Consider the following 23,135-nt stretch of genomic DNA (forward strand, 5'->3'; position numbering starts at 1 on the left):
ACCCGGATCGCATCTCACGATGCGATCCGGCCTCCCCCGCAAGCGGGAGAGGGAGTCCTACCACCGCCCGTGTGTCGGTTGGCACAACGGCATGTGCATCAGCTTGCGAGGCGATGTCCTGCGCGAGCTTGCGTTTGATGCGGTCGATGGGCAGGCGTGGCAGCCACAGGCTGAGGATACGCCGACGGTTCACTGAATTGGCACTCATCACATTTCCATTCCATGATCCATCGCCCGACCGGGCCATGACGATTGCGCACGAGTTCGGCCTCGAAGCGCGGCGTGCCCCACACGCTCGCGGCATTGCCCGGCGGCGAATGCGCCGCGCGCACGATCCAGCGCGTCTCCGCGGTCGAGGGGATCGGAGTTGCCGCGATCCGCAGCACCAGCGCGGTGACGCCGGAGGCTTGCGCGGCCAGGGTCAATTTGCGGCTGGCGACGAGATCGAGCTGGCGCGCCTGGCCCCAGACCTCGAGCACGACCGCGCCGAGCGCATCGCAGGCGAGCGCGTCGGCCGCGGTACGCAAACCGCTGTCGACATCGGCGGCGCGCACCGTGACCAGGAGGCGCGGATCGAGGCCGAGTTCGGCAAGCCCGCGCATCGACAGCGCGCCGTTTTCGCGATCGGAAAAATCCTGCCGCACCCAGACCAGCGGCTTGCGTGCCGACAGCCGTCCGGCGAGCCCCGCGATGAAGCCGGTCGCCGCGCCGCCCTGATGGCCGGCCGCGAACACCTCGTGCAAAGCTGCCGGCGCAAGCCCGCCGCGCAGCATCGCATCGGCGCCGGCATGGCCGAGCGCGACGCGGTTCGGCATAGTCGCATCCGATGGCGCCTCGATGCGCGCGATGCTGCCGCGCAGAGACGCAAGCGTACCCATGCGTGCGCCGTTCATAATGCGCCGCTCCTTCAACTTGAAAATTTGAGGTCGTCACTGCCTGAACAGAGAACCAGGGACTGGCTCAATTGTTCATGGTATGTTCTAATATAAAGCTAACAGGGCCCACGGAGTCAATCGGATTGGTGAGCTCATCGATTCATGAGTGGAATCAATGGGATTCAGCAGCCGCCGAACCGAACGGGCCCTGCTCTTCCGCAAGTCAGGCACGCAGGCCCCGAAAATGGCGGCGTGACGGAAACGGAGCAACCGCATGCGCATCATCGTGCTCGACAACGACACCGATTTCGAGGGCTGGCGCAAGGCCGCGCGGCGATTGGCGCTGAACGATGTGAAGCCCGCGGAGATCACATGGACGGTACGCAGCGACGACGAATTGTCGTCGGCATCCTGCGTGAATGAATTGCCGGATACGCCACAGGCGCGGTTCAATGTGTCGGCCAAATTCGTCGAGCTCGCAAAGGCCGCGATCCTGCATCGCAGTGACGAACGCTTTGCCCTGCTCTATCGCCTGCTGTGGCGGCTGCGCAGCCGTCACGATCTGCTCGGTGCGACCGATGATCCCGATGTCGCCGAGGTCCACGCGATGGCGCGCGCGGTCTATGTCGATATCGACAGGATGCATGCGCATCTGCGCTTCCGCGAGATCGGCCGCGAGCGGACGGCGCATTACGTCGCCTGGTTCGAGCCGGAGCATCACATCGTCGAGCTTGCCGCGCCGTTCTTCGCCGGCCGCTTCGCCGACATGCCGTGGTCAATCCTGACCCCCGACGTCTGCGCACATTGGGACGGGCACGCGATTTCGATCACGCCGGGCGTCGCCAAATCCGAAGTGCCGACCGAGGACCGGCTCGAGGAGGCCTGGCGGCGTCACGACAACGGCCGCTTCAATCCCGCACGGCTGAAAGTGATGGAGATGCCGCAAGCCTATTGGAGGAACCTGCCCGAGGACTCGATCATTAAACCCCTGATCGAAGACGCAATGCGCATGACCAGCGGCCCCTTCATCGCACGCAAGACGGCCGAGCCGCAGAAGCGGCAGGATACGCCGATGTCCCGCAAGCAAGTTCAAGGCAAGCAGGTTCAAGACAGGCAAGCTCACGACACGATTGCGGCCTTGCGCGAGGAGGCCGCCGATTGCCGCGCCTGCCCGCTGTGGAAAGACGCAACCCAGACCGTGTTCGGCGAGGGACCGCAGAGCGCAACGCTGATGCTGGTCGGCGAGCAGCCCGGCGACAAGGAAGATCTCGCAGGCCACCCCTTCGTCGGACCGGCCGGCCAGATGCTCGATCGCGCGCTGCAGGAAGCCGGCATCGATCGTCGCAAGGTCTATGTCACCAACGCAGTGAAGCACTTCAAATTCGTGCCGCGCGGCAAGATCCGGCTGCACCAGAAGCCGAGCACACCGGAGATCCGCGCCTGCCGCCAGTGGTATGAGCGCGAGTTCGCCACCATCAAGCCGGACCTCGTGATGGCGCTCGGCGCCACCGCGGCGCAGAGCGTGCTCGGCAAGATCACGCCGATCAACAAGAACCGCGGCCATCTGATCGACCACGACGGAACCAAGGTGCTCGTCACTGTGCACCCGTCCTATCTGTTGCGGCTGCCGGATGAAAAAGCCAAGGCGCTGGAATATCAGCGCTTTATCGACGACCTGAAAATCGCCGCACATCAGTTGCGCAGATCAGTCGATGCAGCTTGAGTTCCGTAAAACCGACGGAACCTGAGGAACCACATCGCAACGAGAAATTGTTCTAAGCCGCGGACAAATACCTACAACCTTGAATTGATCCGTGGTAGGGTAGCATGTTCCGCAGGTATCGGGCGTCATGTTCACGCCATGACGTACCCTGAGGCGGGCGCGCTGCGCGGTTTGCTAGCCCCGATCGTGCGGCGCGCCACCTCATCTCTCATCAATCCGCCTCCCTCATTCGCGATCCTCCCACTCGCAGGCGCCCGCCGAATTCTCCGGCCGGCCGGATGCCGGTGTGACGTCCTCCGCACATTGTCTCGCCCTGCGAAACGCAGGCCACAGCTTTCCGTCGCGATCCGCGATCCCTTTTTGCTGACGATTGCCACGAGGCCGCGAAGCCACGTGCGCGCTCAATGCGTTGCACAAAAATTCGGCTCGATGTCCACCGTCACCGCAAACCGGCTCATCTCGCGGGGCCGGATTTCAATTGCTTGTCATATGCATCGATCAAAATCGGGAGCATTGGGACAGGAGTTTACCATGAGCGATATGGCGTTACCCGGCTCGATCGAGCCCGCCCTGAAAAAGGGGCCGGACCTCGACAAGGGCTTTCATCCTCTCACCGGGGTTATCTATTTGGGCGTGGTTGCGGCCGCGCTGCTGTTCGTTGCCTACAGCATCTATGCCGATGTCGACGCCACCGGCACGCGCATCACCTCGTTCCTGCCATATATCCTGCTGTTCGTCGCGCTGCTGATCGCGCTCGGCTTCGAATTCGTCAACGGCTTCCATGACACCGCGAACGCGGTCGCCACCGTGATCTACACCCGCTCGCTGCCGGCGCATGTCGCCGTGGTGTGGTCGGGCATGTTCAACCTGATCGGCGTGCTGCTCTCCAGCGGCGCCGTTGCGTTCGGCATCGTCTCGCTGCTTCCGGTCGAGCTGATCCTGCAGGTCGGCAGCAGCGCCGGCTTTGCCATGGTGTTCGCGCTCTTGATCGCCGCCATCATCTGGAATCTCGGCACCTGGTGGCTCGGCCTGCCGGCCTCGAGTTCGCACACCCTGATCGGTTCGATCATGGGCGTCGGCATCACCAACGCGCTGCTGCGCGGCCGTGACGGCACCTCGGGCGTCGACTGGTCGCAGGCGACCAACATCGCGAAGGCACTGCTGCTGTCGCCGCTGTTCGGCTTCGCGCTCGCCGCCGGCCTGCTCTACCTCCTCAAGATCGCGCTGCAGCGCGCGACGCCGGCGCTGTTCGGCGAACCGGTCGGCGACCAGCCGCCGCCGTGGTGGATCCGCGGCATCCTGATCCTGACCTGCACGCTGGTCAGCTTCTTCCATGGCTCCAACGACGGTCAGAAGGGCATGGGCCTGATCATGCTGATCCTGATCGGCACCGTGCCGACCGCCTATGCGCTGAACCGCGCAATGCCCTCGAGCCAGATCGAGCTGTTCACGGCGCACTCGACCGCGGCCAGCAAGGTCATCGAAGGCAAGGCCGCCGGTTACAACGTGATCGGCAATCCGCGCCCGGCCGTGACCAACTACGTCGCGCAGCACCAGATCAACGAAGGCACCTTTCCGTCGCTTGCGGTGCTGGTGCGCGACATCGGCCAGCAGGTTGCCCAGTATGGATCGCTGGCCAAGTTCCCGGCTGACGCGGTCGGCAACACCCGTAACGACATGTACCTGGCGTCCGAGGCGATCCGTTTCCTGATGAAGGACAAGGAAGCCGAGCTGACCGCTGCCGACATCGCCACGCTGAACCAGTACAAGGGCTCGCTCGATGCCGCGACGAAGTTCATCCCGAGCTGGGTGAAGTTCGCCGTCGCCATCGCGCTCGGCCTCGGCACCATGGTCGGCTGGAAGCGTATCGTCGTCACCGTCGGCGAGAAGATCGGCAAGACCCACCTGACCTACGCGCAGGGCGCCTGCGCCGAGATCACGGCGGCCGCGACGATCGCGGCGGCCGACGGCTACGGCCTGCCGGTCTCGACCACGCACGTGCTGTCGTCAGGCATCGCCGGCACCATGGCCGCCAACGGCTCCGGCCTGCAATGGGCCACGATCCGCAACATCGCGATGGCCTGGGTGCTGACGCTGCCGGCCGCGATGATTATCTCGGGCGTTCTCTACTACGTGTTCTACCACCTGTTCTGACGCCACACGCTTTCGGCGCAGCAACGCGCCGGACAAAGGCCCGCACTCCGGTGCGGGCCTTTTGCTTTGGACCTGCAGCCCGGCTCCTCGCTCAGGCGGCGCAGGCCTTCGCAACCTCGGCCAGCAGGCCGCGTGCCCATTTGTGCAAGCCGGATTTGGCCGTCCTGGCGCTCCAGTACATGTCGATCGAGATCGGCACGCGGAACGGCAGCGCAGCGACATGCCACCCGCCGCGCATCGCCCGCGCCAGATGATGCGGGATGGTCGCAACGAGACCCGTACCGACGATGATGCGCTCCAGACTGTCGTGGTTCGGAAGGCTGACCACCGGCTCGATCTCGATTTCCCTCGCCCTCAGCGCCGCGAGATAGAGCGGCTGCCACTCACCGCTGTGGGTGATGAAGACATGCTCGGCCCTGGCATAGGCCGACAGCGCGATCCGGCCGCGCGCCAGCGGATTGGCCGGATCCATCACGCAGACATAGTGGTCGGTGAGGATATGGCGCCGAAAGAAGCTCTCGCCGACGATCCCGACCGGACCGAGCACGATGTCGCACTGGTTCTGCTTGAGATGGACGTCGCCGTGGCCCGCGGCATCGAGCAGGACGAGACGGACCCGCGGCGCGCCGGCACGCAGCCGCGTGCTGAACTGCGGGATCAGGGTCTGGCGTTCGTGATAGTTGCAGGAGATCGTCACGCTGCCCTGCGCCGTCGCCGGATCGAACTCCGCCGGTGATGCAAGCCCGTCGATCTCGCCGATCATCTCTCGCGCCCAGGCGACCAGCGCCGCACAGCGTTCGGTCGCCGTCACGCCATTGCCGCTGCGAACGAACAGCGGGTCATGCAGCGCACCGCGTAGCCGCTCGACCGCATAGCTGATGGTGGACTGGTTGACGTCGAGCCGCTTGGCGGCGGCGGAGAACGACTGCAGATCATAGACCAGCACGAGGGTCCGCAGAGTCCCGATGTCGATCGGATCAATCGAGGAATTGGCCGCCACGCTGTACCTCCCGCATTGCTGGCGGCCCAGCCTAGCACAAGGTCATGGAATATTTCGATGGGCCAGATCAATCCCATCGAATTGAGCGATCGCGCACCCGGAGCTAGCCTTCGCGAAAGAGCGCTCCCGGGAGGACCAATGACCAGCGCCGTGCCTGTCGTCACCGACATCGCGTATCAGGATCTGCTCGACGACCCCTATCCGATCTTCCGCCGCCTGCGCGAGATCGCGCCGGCGGTCTTCGTCGCGCCTGCGAAGCTGACGCTGGTGACGCGCTTCGACGACATCATGCGGATCGAGCGCGATCCCTCGGCCTACTCAGCCGACAATCCGGCCTCGCTGGTCAACAAGGTGATGGGGCCGACCTTCATGCGCAAAGACGGCGCTGAACACGCGATCGGCCGCAAGGCGATCGAGCCCTCGTTCCGACCGGCCACGATCAGGGAGCATTGGGCACCGAAATTCACCGCGATCGCAGAAAAGCTGATCGACGAGCTGGCCGCGAGCGACGGGGCCGATCTGTTCTCCGCCCTGGCCGCGCCGATGGCCTCACTCAGCCTGATGGCGATGATCGGCTTTCGCGCGATGCCGTGGCAGACCCTCGCCGAGTGGTCGCAGGCGCTGATCGACGGCGCCGGCAATTACGCCGCCGACGTCGAGATCGAGCGCAAGGCGATGCAGGCGAGCGCCGATGTCGATGCCGCGATCGACGCGGTGCTCGACGATCTCCGCAGCCAGCCAAATCCTTCGATCCTGTCCTCGATGGTCAATGCCGATCCGTCGATGCCGATCGAGGGCATTCGCGCCAACATCAAGGTGATCATCGGCGGCGGCCTGAACGAGCCGCGCGATGCGATCCTGACGCTTGTGCTCGGCCTACTGGAAAACCCGGCACAGAAGGACGGCGTGCTGGCGAAGCCGGAGCTGTGGCCGGCCGCGCTCGAGGAAGCGGTGCGCTGGATCTCGCCGATCGGCATGTATCCGCGCCGCGTCACCCGCGATGTCGAGCTCTCCGGCACCACGCTGCCGCAAGACCTTCAAATCGGCCTCTGCGTCGGCGCCGCCAACCGCGACGGCAGCCGCTTCGTCGAGCCCGATCGCTTCGACGTGACGCGGCCCAAGCAATCGCATCTAGCATTTGGCGCCGGACCGCATTTCTGCGCCGGCACCTGGGTGTCGCGGCTCACCGTTGGCAAGATCGTGGTGCCGATGCTGTTCGCGCGCTTGCGCAATCTGCGCCTCCGCGCGGAGGCGCCGCCGGTCGTGCGCGGCTGGGTGTTCCGCGGTCCGGTAACGCTGCCGGTCAGATGGGACGCGTGAGCCTCACGCCGCCAGCGCGTTCTCGACGATCTTCACGAAATACGACGTGCCGAAGACGATCGCCTCGTCGTTGAAATTGTAGGCAGGGTGATGCAGGCCGGCGCTGTCGCCATTGCCGCAGAAGATGAAGGCGCCGGGCCGCGCTTCCAGCATGTAGGAAAAATCCTCGGCGCCCATCAGCGGCGGCATCTCGTGCACGTTGGACGCGCCCGCGACCTCGCGCGCGATTCGGCTCGCGAATTCGGTCTGCGCCTCATGGTTGACGGTGACCGGGTAGCCGCGTTCATAGGTGAGATCGATCTTGGCGCCGGTCATCTTGGCAACGCCGTCGACCACCTCGCGCACGCGCTTCTCGATGAGGTCGCGCACCTCGCGGGTCAGGGTGCGCACGGTACCGCGCAGCTCCGCGGTCTGCGGGATCACGTTGCGGGCGTTGCCGGCGTGGAATTCGCACATCGAGATCACGGCGGAGTCGAGCGGATCGACGGTGCGCGCGACGATCTGCTGCAAGGCGGTGACGAGCTGCGCGCCCACCAGCACGGAATCGATGCATTTGTGCGGACGCGCGGCGTGACCGCCGAGCCCTTCGATCTTGATGTCGATCGCATCGGTCGCGGCCATGATCGGGCCGGTGCGGATCGCGAACGAGCCGATCGGAATCCCCGGACCGTTGTGCATGCCGTAGACCTGCTCGATGCCGAAGCGATCCATCAGGCCGTCCTTGATCATCGCGGCTGCTCCGGCCCCGCCCTCCTCGGCCGGCTGGAAGATCACGACCGCCTCGCCGGCGAAATTGCGCGTCTCGGCCAGATAGCGCGCCGCCCCCAGCAGCATCGCGGTGTGGCCGTCATGGCCGCAGGCGTGCATCTTGCCCGGCGTCTTCGAGGCGTAGGGCAAATTGGTCTGCTCGTGGATCGGCAACGCATCCATGTCGGCGCGCAGGCCGATCACCTTGACGTCGCCCTTGGCCGGCCCCTTCTTGCCCTTGATGACCCCGACCACGCCGGTCTTGCCGAGCCCGGTCGCGACCTCGTCGCAACCGAACTCGCGCAACCGGTCGGCGACGAATGATGCAGTGCGGTGCACATCGTAGAGCAGCTCGGGGTTTTCATGGATGTCGCGGCGCCAGGCCTGGATATCGGGTTGCAGATCGGCGACGCGGTTCACGATGGGCATGAGAATCCTGGCCTCAGAAGTTGGACGTAAGTCATCTCTAGCATGCAAGAGCCGGTCCACCCAAACAGATGTGGCATGCTCGCGGCTGGGACCTGCATTCGCAAACGGGATGCGGGCCGTCCCTCGCTGGACTTTGCGCAGACCTCGGGCCTGATATCATCGCATCCGACCAAAGCCTAATAGTGCGGGACATATCCCGCACGGATACTACCCCAGGTTTCCCGCACCGAAATCCTCTCGCCTTCCAACACGGAGCGGCTGCATGACGCCGGATCAAGCGGTCCTGTTTTCCACCATCATCCTGCTGGTGCCGATGGGATACTTCCTGCTGGCGGCGCCGGCGTTCCTGCTTGTGAAGCTCGACGTCCCGCCGGTCACCCGGCTGCTGCGCGGCATGTTCAATGCCTACTTCCTCGTGCTCACTGTCTCGGGCGTGATCGGCACGCTCGCCTTTGCCACGGCCGGCCGGTTCGCCGTTGCGCTTGGCATCGCCTCGATCGCAGGGTTCGCGGTGCTGGCGCGGCAGTGGTTTCTGCGGCGGCTCGATGCCGAGGCGGACGCGAGAGACGCCGGCGATCCGACCGCGGTGCGGCGGCTGCGCCAGCTGCATTGGGGCGGCATGCTGTGCAACGCGGTGCAGGTGTTCGCTCTGGTCGGCAGCATTCCTTACATGGCGCCGCTGCCCTGATCGCGGTTCGCTCCCGGTCCGGATGCGGTTCCCAGCTGTCCGCTATGCGTCACGTTTCCGATGCGGATCGTACTTCGAAAGGACGTCCTTGAGGTAATCCCGGCTTTTCCATTCCGGAGCGGGCGGCTCATACCCGGGCCGAGGCACGTACAGATTCGCCGGCACATCTGCTGAGGCGCCCATCAGGTCCGGAACGTAGCGCGGGCAATTTGGAAAGATCTCGCATTTGACGCGCACGACGGCCTTCGCACCATGATGCAAGGCGAGCGCTTCCGTGCTGTCGTGGATCGTCGCTTTGCCCCGGATGCGCGTGCGAAACGTCTTGCCGTCGAGCCGTACAAACAACAATCCGACGTTCGGGTTGCGGCGAATGTTGCCGAGCGTGCGGTACATGTTGTTGCCGTCGTATTCAGGGAATTCAAGCGTATCAGGCCCGGTGATCTTCACGAAGCCGGGATCGCCGGAACGCATCGAGCAATCGACGTTGTCCTGATAGCTGGTCGCGATGAAAAAGAATCGCGTCTCCTCGATGAGCTTGCGGTCCTGTTCCCAGAATTCGAAATGCAGGCGATGCTTCTCGAGGCCGTCGGCGACACGACGACCGTCGAAGCGGTCCTGCAACTCACGCATTCCGTCGTGATAGAAAGGGGCGCGGACTGGGTCGGCCACGGGAATCCTCCGGCAAGTTGAGCAATCGACGTTGACGTGGCCGCGATTTTCCTTGGCAGTTCACCCGGCCAGCAAGGCGAAAGACTATTCATTCGGCACGTTCGTGAAAAGCCATCCAGGTCCGGAGCGCGTGAAAAGGCGTCGATGACGGCCGTTCCCTACCCTGATGTGAGCATCTGGCTGCGAATCTCCTGCGCGGTGCGGCGCAGCGGCAAGAGATACTTCTTGCGCGCGCCGGCTTCGCTCACCGTCCCCGAGATCGTGTTGACGCTGAGCGCGGCGACCACCGCGCCCGCGGGATCGCGCAACGGCACCGCGATGCCGCAGATCGCCGGATCGAGCTCGCCATCGACCCAGGCATAGCCGTCGCTCTCGACGCGCGCAAGCAACTCGCCAAGACGCTCCGGATCGGTGACCGTGCGCGGCGTGACCTGCTTGAAGCCCCCGGTCGCGAGATAGGCTTCGCGGGTGCCGGGCGGCAGCGCCGCGAGCATGACGCGGCCGAGCGAGACCAGATGCGCGGGCAGCCGGCTGCCGACGCCGAGATTGGCGGAAAGAATCCGTCGCGCCGGCAGCCTTAGCGCATAGACGATCTCATCCTCGTCGAGCACCGCCATCGCGCAGGACTCGCCGATTTCGTTGCGCAGGTTTTCCAGCGCACGCTGCGCATGACCCCAGTATGGCAGCGCGTTGAGATAGGACAGGCCGAGCCCGAGCGCGCGCGGCCGCAGGCTGAAATAGCGTCCGTCGGAGGCGCAATATTTCAGCGCGACCAGGGTCGCAAGGATACGCCGCGCGGTGGCGCGGTTGAGGCCGGCAGTATCGGCGGCCTCCGCCAGCGTGTGCCGCCCCGGCGGCTTGCCGAGTGCCTCGATGATCGAGAAGCCGCGCGCAATCGCGCGCACGAAGCCGTCACTCTCTTTGCTCATGGCGGGCGCCCAGCTGGTTCCGTCATCGCGCTCACGACATCGCAGCCCGCATGGCTGCCTGCACATGACGCGGCCCTGCGCGCTTGTCAGGGGCTCCCGACCGCGCTAGCGTCAATTCATACAGCGAATGAATTGTTCGCCTGGTGAACTAACTAGCAGGAGGATGCACGATGGCGCAAGCAGAAAGTTCTGCGGCCACCCCGTTCGAAACCGATTTCTGGAAAGACGCGAAGCTGCGCAAGGTGTGGGACGACATCGTCCCCGGCGAGCCGCGCAAGACGCTGCCCTACAAGCTCACGCAGGAAGCGATCGCGCTGTACTGCCGCGCAGTCGGCGAGACCAATCCGCTCTATCTTGACGAAGCAGCTGCGAAGGCCGGGCCCTATGGCGGGCTGATCGCGCCGCCCGCGATCCATATCCTGCTGATGTTCGCCTGCACGCCGGCCGACGACTGGATGCGCTCACCGGGCACCGTCAATGCCGGACAGTCGTGGAGCTACAACATCCCGGCCCGCCCCGGCGACACCATCACCCTGCAGGCTCGCGCGCTCGACAAGTTCATCAAGCGCGAGCGGCTGTTCGTGGTGCACGACAACGTCTTCTTCAACCAGCATGGCGACGTGATCTGCTCGGGTCGCGGCCAGACCATCCGTCCGATGTAAGGAGGATCACCATGACCACGGCGAATTTCGAATCTCTCAAGGCCGGCGACACCATCGACGGCCCGGCATTCGCGGTTTCGCGCGAATCGATCCGCCTGTTCTGCGATGCGTCGCTCGACTACAACCCGCTGCATCTCGACGACAACTACATGAAGGGGGATTTCGGCAAGACCAATTTCGGCGGCATCATCATGCACGGCATGAACAATTTCGGCCTGATCTCGCGCATGCTGACCGACTGGGCGCTTCCGGCCGGCGCGATCCATCGCAGGCTCGAGACGCGCTGGCTGAAGCCGGTGAAGCCCGGCGACACCATCCGCCCGGCCGGCACCATCAAAGCCAAGCAAACGACCGCGAAGTCACGCTGGGTGCTGGTCGACGTCGCCGTACAGAACCAGCGCGGCGAGACGGTCGCGGCCGGCGAAGCGATGCTGGAGTTTCCGCCGAACGCGAAGGCGGGGTAGCGGGACGCAACTCGGGGGCTCCCACTTCGCCTCTCCCCGCGTGCGGGGAGAGGCCGGAACGCATCGTCAGATGCGCTCCGGGTGAGGGGGAGTCTCCGCGGGCTCAGCTACCACCGCGTTGTGTGGAGATAGCCCCTCACCCCAACCCTCTCCCCGTAAGAACGGGGCGAGGGAGCGTAGCGCCGTCGCGGCGCGATCCCACTCAACAATCAAAAGAATTACTCGGAGGTTTCGATGCAGGATGCGGCCCATTCGCGGCTCTATGGACGGATCGCCTGGCGCCTGATCCCGTTCCTGCTGGCGTGCTACACGGTTGCGATCATCGACCGCTTCAACATCGGCTTTGCCAAGCTGCAGTTCCTGCACGACCTGCAGATCGACGACGCGGTGTTCGGGCTTGCCGCCGGCATCTTCTCGGTCGGCTATGTCGCGCTCGAAGTGCCGAGCAATCTCCTGCTGGTCAAGGTCGGCGTCCGCAAGACTCTGCTGCGGATCATGGTACTGTGGGGCGCAGTCACCGTGCTGCTCGCGCTGGTGCAGAACCAGTATCACCTTTATCTGCTACGCTTCCTGCTAGGCGCCGCCGAGGGCGGCTTCTTCCCCGGCATCCTGTATTATCTGACGCTGTGGTTCCCGGATCGCGTGCGCGGCCGCATGACGAGCCTGTTCGTGATGGCGGTGCCGCTCGGCGGCGTCATCGCAGGTCCCTTGTCGGGCCTGATCATGGATCACATGCAGGACGTCCATGGCCTGCATGGCTGGCAGTGGCTGTTCATCCTCGAAGGCGGCCCGGCCGTGCTGCTCGGCATCGCCGCCTATTTCTACCTCGCCGACGGACCGCAGGTCGCGAGCTGGCTGAGCGCCGACGAGCGGCGGCAGGTCGCAAGCGACCTCGCCCGCGACCGCGCCGCTGTTCCCGGCACCACGCGGAGCTTCGCGGCGGCGCTGCGCGAGCCGCGCGTCTATCTGCTCTCCTTCATCTACTTCGCGTTCTTCTGCTCGCTCAACACCATCCTGTTGTGGACGCCGACGCTGCTGAAACGCGTCGGCGTGGCGACCACCACCGAGATCGGCTGGCTGAGCGGCGCGATCTCGGTTGCATCCGCGATCGGCATGGTGGCGATCGGCTACAGTTCCGACCGCACACGGGAACGGCGCTGGCACGTGGTCTGCTGCGGCCTCGTCGCGGCGGCCTGCTTCATCGCCTTGCAAGCCGCGCAAGACAGCGTGCTCCTGACCGTGACGCTGCTCGCCGTCGCCTCGATCGGCATCTTCGCGATCCTGTCGCTGTTCTGGACGATTCCGAACGCAATGCTGGAGGGCAGCGCCGCGGCCGGCGGCATCGCGCTGATCTCAGCGATCGGCTCGTTCGGCGGCGCGGTCTGCCCTGCCCTGATCGGCTGGATGACTGCCGCAACCGGGGGCATCTACGCACCGCTCGCCCTCGTCGGCGCCGTGCTCGGCATCGGCATGCTGACGCTGATCGTCTGTGTTCCCCGCGCGAGACATGAGGTCACACTGGCCGAACCGAGCCGCCCCTGATCATCCAGCGCACGCCCGGCATCCACTGCCGGGCTTGTGTCGGCCCGCTGCGTCTGGATAGAACTCGGTCCTGACTCTGTCAGAACCGAGTTCTATTTTCTTGTATTGACGCGTTTTCTTCACGCGAACCGGGCTCCACTTCGCTCGAAAACGCTATAGAAGGAGCCCAACAAAAGACGCTTGCCGGGAAAGAGGACATGCCGCGAAGGCTCGAGGGTGATTTCGACTACATTATCGTCGGCGCAGGCACGGCGGGCTGCATCATGGCCAACCGCCTGTCGGCCGATCCGAAGAAGCGCGTGCTGCTGCTGGAAGCCGGCGGCAAGGACAACTGGATCTGGTTTCATATCCCGGTCGGCTATCTGTTCGCGATCGGCAATCCGCGATCGGACTGGATGTTCAAGACCGAGGCCGAGCCCGGCCTCAACGGCCGCGCGCTCGCCTACCCGCGCGGCAAGGTGATAGGCGGCTCCTCCGCCATCAACGCCATGATCTCGATGCGTGGCCAGGCCGCGGATTACGACCACTGGCGGCAGCTCGGCCTCACCGGCTGGAGCTACAGCGACGTGCTGCCGGCGTTCAAGCGGCTCGAGGATCACTTCCTCGGCGAAAGCGAGCATCATGGTGTCGGCGGCGGCTGGCGCATCGAGGCGCCGCGGCTGTCGTGGCAGATCCTCGATGCGGTCGGCGATGCCGCCGAGGAGATGGGCATCAAGCGCATCCCGGATTTCAACACCGGCGACAACGAGGGCACCAGCTACTTCCACGTCAACCAGAAGCGTGGCCGGCGCTGGTCGTCGGCGCGCGGCTTCCTCAAGCCGGTGCTCAACCGCAGCAATCTCAGGCTCGAGACCGACGTGCTGGTCGACCGCCTGGTGATCGAGAGCGGCCGCGCCGCCGGCGTGCTGTTCCGCCAGGGCAATGAGACGGTGGAGGCGCGCGCCAGGGGTGAAGTGATCCTTTGCGCCGGCTCGATCGGAACCACGCAGGTGCTGCAGCGCTCCGGCATCGGTCCGTCCGAATGGCTGTCGCCGCTCGGCATCGACATCGTGCTCGACGTGCAGGGCATCGGCCATAATCTGCAGGACCATCTGCAGCAGCGCGCGATCTACAAGGTCTCCGGCGTGCGCACGCTGAACGAGACCTATTACAATCTGGTTCGCCGCGGCCTGATGGGCCTCGACTACGCATTTCGCCGCCGCGGGCCGCTGACCATGGCGCCGTCGCAGCTCGGCATCTTCACGCGCTCGGACGGGACGCGCTCGCGCGCCAACATCCAGTTCCACGTACAGCCGCTGTCGCTCGACAAGTTCGGCGATCCGCTGCACCGCTTCCCCGCGATCACGGTGAGCGCCTGCAATCTGCAGCCGAGCTCGCGCGGCACCGTGCGCATCAAATCGTCCGTTCCCGACGACAAGCCGTCGATCGCGCCGAATTATCTCTCGACCGACGACGATCGCCAGGTCGCGGCCGACGCAATCCGCACCACGCGCAGACTGATGAAGCAAAAGGCGCTGGAGAAATATCATCCCGAGGAATTCCTGCCCGGCCCCTCGGTCGGCGACGACGATGCCTCGCTTGCCAAGGCTGCCGGCGACATCGGCACCACGATCTTCCACCCCGTCGGCACCGCGAAGATGGGAACGGCCAACGACCCGATGGCGGTGGTCGACGAGCGGCTGCGCTTCTACGGCCTGCACGGCCTGCGCATCGCGGATGCCTCCGTGATGCCGACCATCACCTCAGGCAATACTAACACGCCGACGGCGATGATCGCCGAAAAGGCCGCGGCGATGATCCTGCAGGATGCGCGATAGAGCGACGATGAACGCCCCGAAGCGCTTTCTGGTCGGCGATGCCGGTGCACACGTTGCGGTGGCGCAATGGGGCGAGCCGGCCTCGGACAAGCCGCCGACGCTGCTGCTGCACGGCACAGGCTTTGTCGCGGAGGTGTGGACCGAGGTCGCAGAGACGCTTGCTGCCGATTACACGGTCTACGCGCTCGACCGCCGCGGCCACGGCCTGAGCCACAAGCCGCCCGCCGATCGCTATCACTTCCAGGATTTTGCCGAAGACGTCCGTATGGTGGCGGAGCGCCTCGACCTCCATGACATCTACGGCATCGGTCACAGTGCCGGCGCAACCGACCTGCTGCTCACAGCCAGACTGATGCCCGGTCGCTTCGCGCGCCTGCATGTCACGGAGCCGACCGCGATGGATCCGCGCGCGCCGCGCGCCGGAGGCCTCAGCGACATCGCGAACGGCTCGGTGCAGGGCGTGCTGCGCCGCCGGGCCGAGTTCGACAGCGCCGACGACCTGTTCCAGCGGCTGCGCGCCGCGCCGGCCTTCGCGCCATGGACCGAACGGTCGCTGTGGGCCTATGTCCATCACGGCTTTGCCCGGCTCGACGACGGCCGCATGCGGCTGCTTTGTACGCCGGAAATCGAGTCGGCCCTGCTAGGGCCAATCTTCCAGGCCATGGAGCAGATCTACACCGGCGATGGCCGCGGCAATCCGTTCCCGTGGTTCTCCGAGATCGCCTGCCCGGTCTGCATCGCGACCGCCGAACAGTCATGGCCGATCTACAAGGAGATGGCCGACCGCGCCGCGGCGCTGATCCCGCATGCGAGCCGCTGGACGTTCGACGGTGTCGGACATTGCGTCGCGCAGGAAGCGCCGGAGCTGATGGTGGCAGCGCTCACGACATTTGCCGCGCGTGCGCGTTAAGGCGTGCACGTATCAATGCGTTGCGTCTAGCCGTAGTGATCGAACTCGCTCAGGGCAATTCGGACCTCTCGCGCGAAATCGACCAACGACACGATGAAAGCCACAACGGCAACAATGAAGAGAATGGCAACGCCCCGCTCGTGCTGGATGTGAAGGAACGCACTCACAAAGCCGACGACGATGACAACGCTGATCGAGATGCTTCCAATGATGGACCAGAAGATCGCGCGATTGATCATGGTGGCGCGCCGAGCAAGACGCGGCAGGTCTGCCTTGAGCCGGCATCTCGCCTGATCCTGATCCGAAATTTGGTTCAGGTAAATCGATCTGTCGATGATCCGGTTCAGGCGGGAAATCAACACCGCGATAAAGGCCGCCAATGCGCCAAGCAGAAATGCGGGCGCAGCCGCTTGAGAAATCACTTGAGAGAGCTGACTGACCGACGGCGTATCCGGTAACATCGACTCCACTTTCGGGTTAACGTGGCCGAAATCAACCGGCCGAGCATTGGCAACTTGGGCCCTGCGGCCTGACAATCACGACGCCCGCGTATCGAACCGGCGTCGGCGAAAATTGCCGGGCGGCGTCCGAACGGCGGGCGTCGCCACCGGCACGGTTGCGGCCTATAGTGGCGTGATCTCGGCACAATCGAAGGCGCCAGCAGCGCTGCTATTTTGTCACGACCCGTCGGGTCGGCGTCACGGTGCTGGTCGGCGCCATCGGAGAGATCGAGAACGTCAACCAGGTATTCCAGCCGGCCGGGCGATTCTCTGCTGCAAATTCTCCATACCCTTTGAGATTCAGATAACCCTGCATGTCGCCTACGGGAAACAGGAAGCCGACCTGCGGACCAACGCCAAGCACGCGGGACCGGAAGCCTCCCAGGACAGGGTGCTGGCCGAAATCGTCGGTGACCTGCTGATAGGCATATCCAACCAGGCCAACGAAAACCTGCTTTGACAGGAATTGGGAGGCGCCCCAATCCAGATGGAAGTCGACCCCGTTCTGGTACTGGGTATCCGGATTCTTGAAATTGTAGGTGAAGCCCGCGACCGCGGAAAATTCGTGGCCCGCCTGCTGGTTGAAGTAGGTGTAGCCGCCGCCGGCATCGATGGCCGCGTGACCGATGCCAAGATTGGCAAGGCTGCTCGGACTGTATGCTCCGACCGGGATGTCTCCTGTTACATAGCTCATGAAATTGTGCACCCCGGCGTTCCACTTCAGCGTCGCCTGCGGGTAGAGGTCGCCGACCGATGTGATCGAATCGCCGAAGCTGCCGGTGCGGGTTGTCGCCAGCGGACCGACGGCCGCCGTCAGCGTCCCCGCAAGATCCGCGCTCGACCGTCCGAACAGCCCGATCACGCCGATGGCAAGTTGGCCACCCAGCACCGGCGTTGCGAACGTATAAGTGGGATTGAGAAGGATGAGATCCGCCTGCGCGTTGAGATGCAGGTTTAGGTTGACGTTAGCCGCGGCGGGGATTCTGCCGACCTGGATCTCCCTGGCGGCCGCGGCATTGCCGAATGCACTTACGCTGGTGTGATAGTAGACCTCCGCCATCGACCAGCCAGGGACCTGCGGGGTCGCAGCGAGGCTGCCGAAGCGGCCGGGAAGCCAATATGAGACGCCGGCCTCGTCGGCACGCGCGGCCTCAGACGAAACTGACGCCATGACCAGTATCATGGCGATGCCGACATCCCTGAGTGTCTTGCCTCGCCCGTTTGGTTGCCGCCTCATCGAAAGACCGCGAAGCCGCATGTCACGCCCCTTTGGTGCGGTGCGGAACGACCTGTACGGCTCGCTCAAGCGCACGATTCGCCCGCGCAAATTGTAGCACATTGATTCATGCCGGCCCGGTTGGAGCCGGCATGAATCCAGTTTCTCAGGCCCCGATCTTCTTGGCGGCCGGAATCGTCCAAGTGCCGTTGATGATCGAAGGGTCGGTTTCCTGCGGCCAATACATCCGCAGCATGAGTATGAAATCTCCCTCGGGCGCAGGAAGCCAGTTCGATTCCTTGTCTTTGCCGGGCGAGTCCTTCTGAATATAGAGATCGGTCGAGCCGTCCGGATTTTCCTTCAGATTTTCCCGCGCACTGATTGAATATCGGTTGAGCGGATTGTTCACGAAGAAGTAGCTGCTGTCGTACATCGTGAGCGACCAGAATCCCTCGACCGGAGGCAAGTGGCCTTTGGGAAACCGCATGACGTACTTGTTCGCACCATTGTACTTGCGGTCATCCGCATCCTTTTGCGAGGTCGGATAGACCGCATCCTGCGGGCGGTTGGCGCCGAGTCCGATCGCGGTTACCAGGGCCCGCATCAGGTAGTCCGTCCCGTAGATGCCGGTTTTCGTCGTGAACGCAAAGCCGTTCTCATCCGTGATGGCCTTGTTGACCTTGAACTGAAGCATGATCCTGTCGAATGACACCTCGGGCACACGCTTCAGGAAGTCCGCCTTCAGCTTGGTCTCGTCAAAGTCCCGCCCGGGTACGATGCCGATGCGGGCAAATTTGGCGAGCTGGGCCGCGTCTGCCGCGTTCGGCGGGTTGCTTTTCATGAGCTCGCATAGCAGCTTGAAATACGACACCGCGTCCATGCGATTGACCTGTTCGCGGACGGCCGTCTTCATGTCGATCGAAGGATCGACCTTTCCTGGAGGCGGTGTGTACGGCTTGCCGTAAGCACTGAGCGGAACGAGCTTGCACTCATCCTGCAGCTTGTGGACGGCGGCGTAGTCCTCCGGCGTTCCGGTGCAATAGATGCGGCCGAGCAGCCACACGATATTGGTGGGCGATTTGTACTCCTTCACGCCGTCCGGCAGCGTGCCCTTCCAGCCGGGCCCGGTGATGGCATAGGTTTGGGCACCGGTGCCGGTGGTGCGCTTCCCCGGCACCTGGAACACCGTCGTCCAGCCATCAAGCATGGGCATCAGGAAATAGCGCCCCTTCATGTCCGGGATGCTGAGGACCCACGGTTCTTTCCCGACGTCGAAGAAGGACGTGGTGTAGAGCGTGTCCGCGTTGGGCGCAGTGACGTCACGGAACGACGCGTCCGGATATTGGCGCAGCTTGATGATATGGCCCATCGGCCCTCGCGTGCCCACGGGCTCCGCGACGTTGGTGATGATCCTCCGCGTCATCTCCATCGTCACCAACGGATAGCCGAATATGTAGGCGTCGCTCGCGAGCCAGAAGTCCTCCAAGCCCTGACCGACACCCGCGAAAGCTCCCTCCTCGGCGACGGCTGGTCGACCTATCGCCGCTCCGGTAAGCAGACCCATTCCGCCGAGCGCAAGATTGCGACGCGTGATCTCCATTGTTCTCTCCTTTGCAAATCGAATGGTCTTCAAACAATCGTCAGGCTGCTCCGACTGTCGGCCTGCCGTAAAAGGTGTCCGATCCCGCGGGTCAGGGCTGCATCCTGATCCCGAGCGCCGCTCTCATATCCTTGAAGACCGCCGCGATCGCCTCGATGATGAGTTGATCAGGATGCGCCTTGCAATGTTGGATTACTTCGTGCTCGGCCTCGCGGGACTTCTTGATGTCGAGGTAGTGCTTGCGCGCAAGCCCGTTGTACCAACCGCTGTACCAGGCAGTGAGAAGATCGGCGTCTCCCTGCCATGTTCCGGCGAGTTGCGCGCAGGTCAGCTTCTGAACGTCCAGATAGCCTTCGGCGTTGGCGTAGGCGCTGAGGTCTGTCTGCGCGTGCGCCGACTGAATGCCGGCGACGATCAGCGATGCTGCGATCATAGCGGTTCGTCTCATGATGCTCTCCTGTGAGCTCGCGTGCCCGGCTTGGATCGCGGCCGATCTTCCACCTGTCGGCCCAGCGGCTTCGACGCGACGGTCGCGTTGCTCAGTAACAAGGCGGATAAGGATAGTATCCGCATCGGGGGGCGTAGTACGGATAGGCTGCCGCAGCTCCAAGTGCGGCCGCACCCGCGACTGCAGCGCCGCGGTAGTAAGCACCTCGCCAGGCGGTGCGGCGGGCAACGCCGGCAAAAGACAGCGGCGTGAATGGACGACCGATGATGTCGATAAAGATCGACGCCGGTCCATCAGCCCCCGCAAGGTCGCCTTCGAGCATATCGACATCGAAAGTCAGCCTGTCGCCTTCGAGCTTGGGCGATTTCAAGACGACGACGGCGTCCGCTACCGATGATCCGTCTTTCCTGAACCCGGACACCGTGGCGTTTGGAGGGTCCTTTGCGAAATTGTCACTGCCATTGCCCCAATCCTCGACAATGCGCGATGTGAGATCATGACCGGCTGCCCTCACGGGCCGATCGGCGAACACGATCGCATTCGGTGAAACCCCCGTCAGCACAAGCTTCCCGTCCTTCAAGCTCGCACCGCGCGAGTTGAGGACGAAGAGCGATGGCACGACTTCCGGCTTTGCCTGACCTATCGACTTCTCGAGCGGTACGTGTGGTTTGTTCTCGGGTGCAGTTTGGGAAAGCACCTTATGGGGAGCGGCAATCAATCCGGCGACGCAAAATACCAACAGAGCTGAGCGAAGGGTCATGTTTGTTATTCCTTTGGGGAGCGCAATCTCGGCAATCAGCTTCGCTAAGCATTTCGCGCCAATTCAAATCGCGCGTCTTGCCATTTCGCGCCAATGATCGGAATTGTCATGGCCCAGCGGTGTGGGATCTCTTGCGATGGCCTGCTTGGCCCTGCCGATCGGCAAGTTGCCGCTGCCTGTAAACGATAGGTTGGATTTTCATCAAACGCACGAACCTGCGGCTGAAGCTGCTGGCGTTGCTGTAGCCGACGAATTTCGCGATTTCCGACAGCCGCTTGCTTGAGTCTGCGAGCAAGCGGCAAGCGATGTTCAAGCGAACTTCCGCGAGCATTTCGCTGTGGCTGGTGCCCAGGCGACCAAGGTGTCGCTGCAATGTGCGCGAGCTGATCTTGAGGGCGTGAGCGGTGCTATCAAGAGTTGCGTCACCGTGTCGCAGCGACGCGACAATGACTGCGCGGACCGCCTGGGCTGAAGGCAATCGGACAGCTCTCATCGGTTGGTTTGAGGCGTGAAGCCCGTGCTCCTGCAAGAGAAACGACGCTTCAAGATAAAGCAGCTTCGCCCACCGATCTGGCCATCAGCCGCCAAAACTTTCGCCAATCGCAATTCGTCGCAGCTGATTGCGCGATAAAGACAACGCAAGACGAGTTCCGGCCTGCTAAGCTGCGATCGCGGCAAAACTTCTTGGGTAGGTAGTAATGACCGTCATTCCATTGACCCGTTGTCAATTTCTGATCCCGTTCGCTGAGCTCCATTCTGAAATAGGCGGCCCGACGGCAGCACTTCTCGCCAAATTTCAACTCCCGACGTCCTTTGAAGAAAAAGCGGATCATTACGTGCCTTTGCTGCCGGCGGTTCGGTTTGCGACGGCCGCTCAGCAAAAGCAGGGCCTATCGGAAATCGCCTTTCGCGCAGCCCAGCGGCTCTCGTTCGAACATTTGAGCGAAGCCATGCGGGCGCGGGTGCGCCATGCGCCAACGCTTCTGGTTGCCCTGCAGCAAATTTGCCGGTGGGCGCCGTGCGAAGATACGATCCTCCAGCTATGGCTCGAACCAAGCGGCGAGAGCTTGAAGATTTGCAGCAAGCTTACTGGAACGGAGGGCATTTCCCATCTTGAGATATCCCAGTGGCTTCAGAACATATTCGTCCTGCACATCGTCCGTCAGTTCGCCGGGATGAGTTGGTCTCCGAGAGTGATTGCGTTTGAAGCACTCTATACGCCGAGCCCGGAGGTCCAATCGCATTGGCCGAACACGCGCTTCATGTCGGGTCAAAAGGCGTCATGGATCGAAGTGCCGGTAGAACTCCTCAGTCTTGCAAATCCCGCAAACGACGTTCGGCCGACGCCGGCTGATCACGAGCCGCAGTCATTCGGAAAGGACGTCGTCAGCGCACTGAAGCTAAGCTTGCCCTCCTACCTTGATCAAGGAGGCCTCACGATCATGCAGGCCGCCGAGATGATGGGCGTGAGCACCAGGAGTCTGCAGCGGAGGCTTTCGCTCGCTGGTCTGACATATTCGGGTCTGCTTGAGCAGGCTCGCTTCAACAATGCGGCCAAGCTTCTGGGCAGCACAGAAATCAAGATCATCGACGTTGCATTCTCGTCGGGCTATGCCGACCCTGCGCACTTCACGCGGGCTTTCCGCCGGATTTCCGGCTGCACCCCGCGGGAGTTTCGGCAGAGGTCGAGGAACGGACAAGCCACGATCGATCGGCCAGCCTCCCGACCCAATGACAATCGCGCCTAGCGAAGGTTCTCGCCTTGAACGCGCCACCACGTAACAGCGCAGGGCTGCCGGCTCCTGGATCGATCTTGAGCGCGGCATTGTGCGCGCTGCTTATCATCGTCCCGGTTACGAAGGCCTTTGCCGCGAACGATGACGGCCTTGCCAATGCTTCGGTGCCGACGATCTATCTCGACCTCAGGACGATCTACGCGCAGGTTCCGGCAGGATCGCTCGCGTTCGGCTTTGGCCATCCGACGCTGTTCAATACGCAGACGCTTGCGACATCGGGCGGCGCGGCATCTCCGGTCGGCCTACCAGCAGCGAAATCCCTCAATATGGATTTTCCGCTGACGGTCGATGTCACCGAGAGCGCCTCGCTCTATGCCGGCGTCTCCGGAAGTTCGACGAGCTTTGGAAGCTCCGGCTTTTCGTCCCTTCAAATCACAAGCTGGAATATCGGCTTCCAGGCCGACCTTTACGAGCAGAACGGTGGAACCTTTCCTACCGTGACGCTGCAGTCGACTATCACAAAGTCGATTCCCGATGGTCCACTGAGCACAACCTCCTTCAACAACATTCTCGAATTCGACTATGCGCTCGATTCCGATGAGACCAGAGGCTTCCTCAGCGGTTTCCAATACACGCGAGCCGACGTCGACGGTGCGCTGGGAAGGATCAACCCGAACACGATTGCCTATGTCGGCGGCTACTATCAATGGCCGAACAATTGGAAATTTACCGGCCGCGTGGGCGTGCAATCCTTCGAGGGCGCGCAGCTTCTGAACCTCGCATCGATTCAGCCCTTTGCACAACCGATCGTGCGGATCGATCTCGACCGCGTGGACGATAATGACAACCGACTGTTTGGCGTCACAGCCGAAATCATGTGGGTGCCGAAACCGGCTTATCAACTGACGTTCAGAACGCCTCTGTATGCCGTCAAGAACTAGCCGGC

At 63.4% G+C, this 23,135-nt stretch carries 22 protein-coding genes; 11 read left to right on the forward strand and 11 right to left on the reverse strand.

Features of this window, described 5'->3' with window-relative positions:
• Positions 1-98: 98 nt before the first annotated feature.
• The gene (locus I6F38_RS32880) at positions 99-893 is read right to left on the reverse strand and encodes a DNA repair protein (RefSeq protein WP_225163345.1); all 795 of its coding nucleotides are present in this window, start codon (positions 891-893) and stop codon (positions 99-101) included.
• Between the two features lie 256 nt (positions 894-1,149).
• On the opposite strand from I6F38_RS32880, the gene I6F38_RS32885 reads away from it, so the two are divergent.
• Entirely contained in the window at positions 1,150-2,598 is a 1,449-nt protein-coding gene (locus tag I6F38_RS32885) for a UdgX family uracil-DNA binding protein (protein ID WP_225163346.1), read from the forward strand.
• Positions 2,599-3,129: 531 nt separating this feature from the next.
• Complete coding sequence (locus I6F38_RS32890) at positions 3,130-4,752, forward strand: inorganic phosphate transporter (protein WP_057015669.1); 1,623 nt, start codon at positions 3,130-3,132, stop codon at positions 4,750-4,752.
• A 91-nt stretch (positions 4,753-4,843) separates the two neighbouring features.
• Here I6F38_RS32890 and I6F38_RS32895 read toward each other — a convergent pair whose 3' ends face one another.
• A complete protein-coding gene (locus I6F38_RS32895; RefSeq protein WP_225163347.1) occupies positions 4,844-5,752 on the reverse strand; it encodes a LysR family transcriptional regulator in 909 nt (302 codons plus the stop codon).
• Between the two features lie 138 nt (positions 5,753-5,890).
• Between I6F38_RS32895 and I6F38_RS32900 the strand changes: the two genes are divergently transcribed.
• Positions 5,891-7,072, forward strand: a complete 1,182-nt coding sequence (locus I6F38_RS32900; protein WP_225163348.1) for a cytochrome P450 — start codon at positions 5,891-5,893, stop codon at positions 7,070-7,072.
• A 3-nt stretch (positions 7,073-7,075) separates the two neighbouring features.
• On the opposite strand, the gene I6F38_RS32905 is transcribed toward I6F38_RS32900, so the two are convergent.
• Complete coding sequence (locus I6F38_RS32905; protein WP_057015671.1) at positions 7,076-8,248, reverse strand: M20 aminoacylase family protein; 1,173 nt, start codon at positions 8,246-8,248, stop codon at positions 7,076-7,078.
• 262 nt (positions 8,249-8,510) lie between these two features.
• Between I6F38_RS32905 and I6F38_RS32910 the strand changes: the two genes are divergently transcribed.
• Positions 8,511-8,936: a hypothetical protein gene (locus I6F38_RS32910; protein ID WP_225163349.1), complete on the forward strand. Its 426-nt coding sequence runs from the start codon at positions 8,511-8,513 to the stop codon at positions 8,934-8,936.
• Positions 8,937-8,978: 42 nt separating this feature from the next.
• On the opposite strand, the gene I6F38_RS32915 is transcribed toward I6F38_RS32910, so the two are convergent.
• Positions 8,979-9,605 (reverse strand): pyridoxamine 5'-phosphate oxidase family protein, encoded by a 627-nt coding sequence (locus I6F38_RS32915; protein WP_225163350.1) that lies wholly within the window; start codon positions 9,603-9,605, stop codon positions 8,979-8,981.
• A gap of 158 nt (positions 9,606-9,763) precedes the next feature.
• Positions 9,764-10,534: an IclR family transcriptional regulator C-terminal domain-containing protein gene (locus tag I6F38_RS32920; RefSeq protein ID WP_225163351.1), complete on the reverse strand. Its 771-nt coding sequence runs from the start codon at positions 10,532-10,534 to the stop codon at positions 9,764-9,766.
• 170 nt (positions 10,535-10,704) lie between these two features.
• Here I6F38_RS32920 and I6F38_RS32925 point away from each other — a divergent pair, with 170 nt between their 5' ends.
• The 5 genes from I6F38_RS32925 (at position 10,705) to I6F38_RS32945 (ending at position 15,929) form a co-directional block, all read left to right on the forward strand.
• Positions 10,705-11,196 carry a MaoC family dehydratase gene (locus tag I6F38_RS32925; protein WP_028331684.1) on the forward strand — a complete coding sequence of 164 codons (492 nt, stop codon included), beginning with the start codon at positions 10,705-10,707 and terminating at the stop codon, positions 11,194-11,196.
• 11 nt (positions 11,197-11,207) lie between these two features.
• Positions 11,208-11,660 carry a MaoC family dehydratase gene (locus tag I6F38_RS32930; protein WP_016847524.1) on the forward strand — a complete coding sequence of 151 codons (453 nt, stop codon included), beginning with the start codon at positions 11,208-11,210 and terminating at the stop codon, positions 11,658-11,660.
• A gap of 234 nt (positions 11,661-11,894) precedes the next feature.
• Entirely contained in the window at positions 11,895-13,202 is a 1,308-nt protein-coding gene (locus I6F38_RS32935; RefSeq protein WP_225163352.1) for an MFS transporter, read from the forward strand.
• Positions 13,203-13,399: 197 nt separating this feature from the next.
• Positions 13,400-15,019 carry a GMC family oxidoreductase N-terminal domain-containing protein gene (locus I6F38_RS32940; RefSeq protein ID WP_225163353.1) on the forward strand — a complete coding sequence of 540 codons (1,620 nt, stop codon included), beginning with the start codon at positions 13,400-13,402 and terminating at the stop codon, positions 15,017-15,019.
• A 7-nt stretch (positions 15,020-15,026) separates the two neighbouring features.
• Positions 15,027-15,929: an alpha/beta hydrolase gene (locus tag I6F38_RS32945; RefSeq protein WP_225163354.1), complete on the forward strand. Its 903-nt coding sequence runs from the start codon at positions 15,027-15,029 to the stop codon at positions 15,927-15,929.
• A gap of 26 nt (positions 15,930-15,955) precedes the next feature.
• Here I6F38_RS32945 and I6F38_RS32950 read toward each other — a convergent pair whose 3' ends face one another.
• The 6 genes from I6F38_RS32950 to I6F38_RS32975 all read right to left on the reverse strand — a co-directional run bounded on the left by I6F38_RS32950 (position 15,956) and on the right by I6F38_RS32975 (position 20,931).
• Positions 15,956-16,465: a DUF2721 domain-containing protein gene (locus I6F38_RS32950; RefSeq protein ID WP_225163355.1), complete on the reverse strand. Its 510-nt coding sequence runs from the start codon at positions 16,463-16,465 to the stop codon at positions 15,956-15,958.
• 133 nt (positions 16,466-16,598) lie between these two features.
• On the reverse strand, positions 16,599-17,600 hold the full coding sequence (locus I6F38_RS32955; protein ID WP_346657151.1) for a transporter: 1,002 nt from the start codon (positions 17,598-17,600) through the stop codon (positions 16,599-16,601).
• Positions 17,601-17,811: 211 nt separating this feature from the next.
• Positions 17,812-19,245 (reverse strand): DUF1254 domain-containing protein, encoded by a 1,434-nt coding sequence (locus I6F38_RS32960; protein WP_225163357.1) that lies wholly within the window; start codon positions 19,243-19,245, stop codon positions 17,812-17,814.
• Between the two features lie 91 nt (positions 19,246-19,336).
• A complete protein-coding gene (locus I6F38_RS32965; protein WP_057015680.1) occupies positions 19,337-19,678 on the reverse strand; it encodes an HdeA/HdeB family chaperone in 342 nt (113 codons plus the stop codon).
• Between the two features lie 106 nt (positions 19,679-19,784).
• Positions 19,785-20,453: a hypothetical protein gene (locus I6F38_RS32970; RefSeq protein WP_225163358.1), complete on the reverse strand. Its 669-nt coding sequence runs from the start codon at positions 20,451-20,453 to the stop codon at positions 19,785-19,787.
• 106 nt (positions 20,454-20,559) lie between these two features.
• Positions 20,560-20,931, reverse strand: a complete 372-nt coding sequence (locus I6F38_RS32975; protein ID WP_225163359.1) for an AraC family transcriptional regulator — start codon at positions 20,929-20,931, stop codon at positions 20,560-20,562.
• 220 nt (positions 20,932-21,151) lie between these two features.
• Here I6F38_RS32975 and I6F38_RS32980 point away from each other — a divergent pair, with 220 nt between their 5' ends.
• Entirely contained in the window at positions 21,152-22,201 is a 1,050-nt protein-coding gene (locus I6F38_RS32980) for an AraC family transcriptional regulator (protein WP_225163360.1), read from the forward strand.
• Between the two features lie 65 nt (positions 22,202-22,266).
• A complete protein-coding gene (locus I6F38_RS32985) occupies positions 22,267-23,130 on the forward strand; it encodes a hypothetical protein (protein WP_225163361.1) in 864 nt (287 codons plus the stop codon).
• Positions 23,131-23,135 lie beyond the last annotated feature (5 nt).

It is taken from the genome of Bradyrhizobium sp. BRP56 (assembly GCF_020194035.1).
GTDB classification, from domain to species: domain Bacteria; phylum Pseudomonadota; class Alphaproteobacteria; order Rhizobiales; family Xanthobacteraceae; genus Bradyrhizobium; species Bradyrhizobium australafricanum.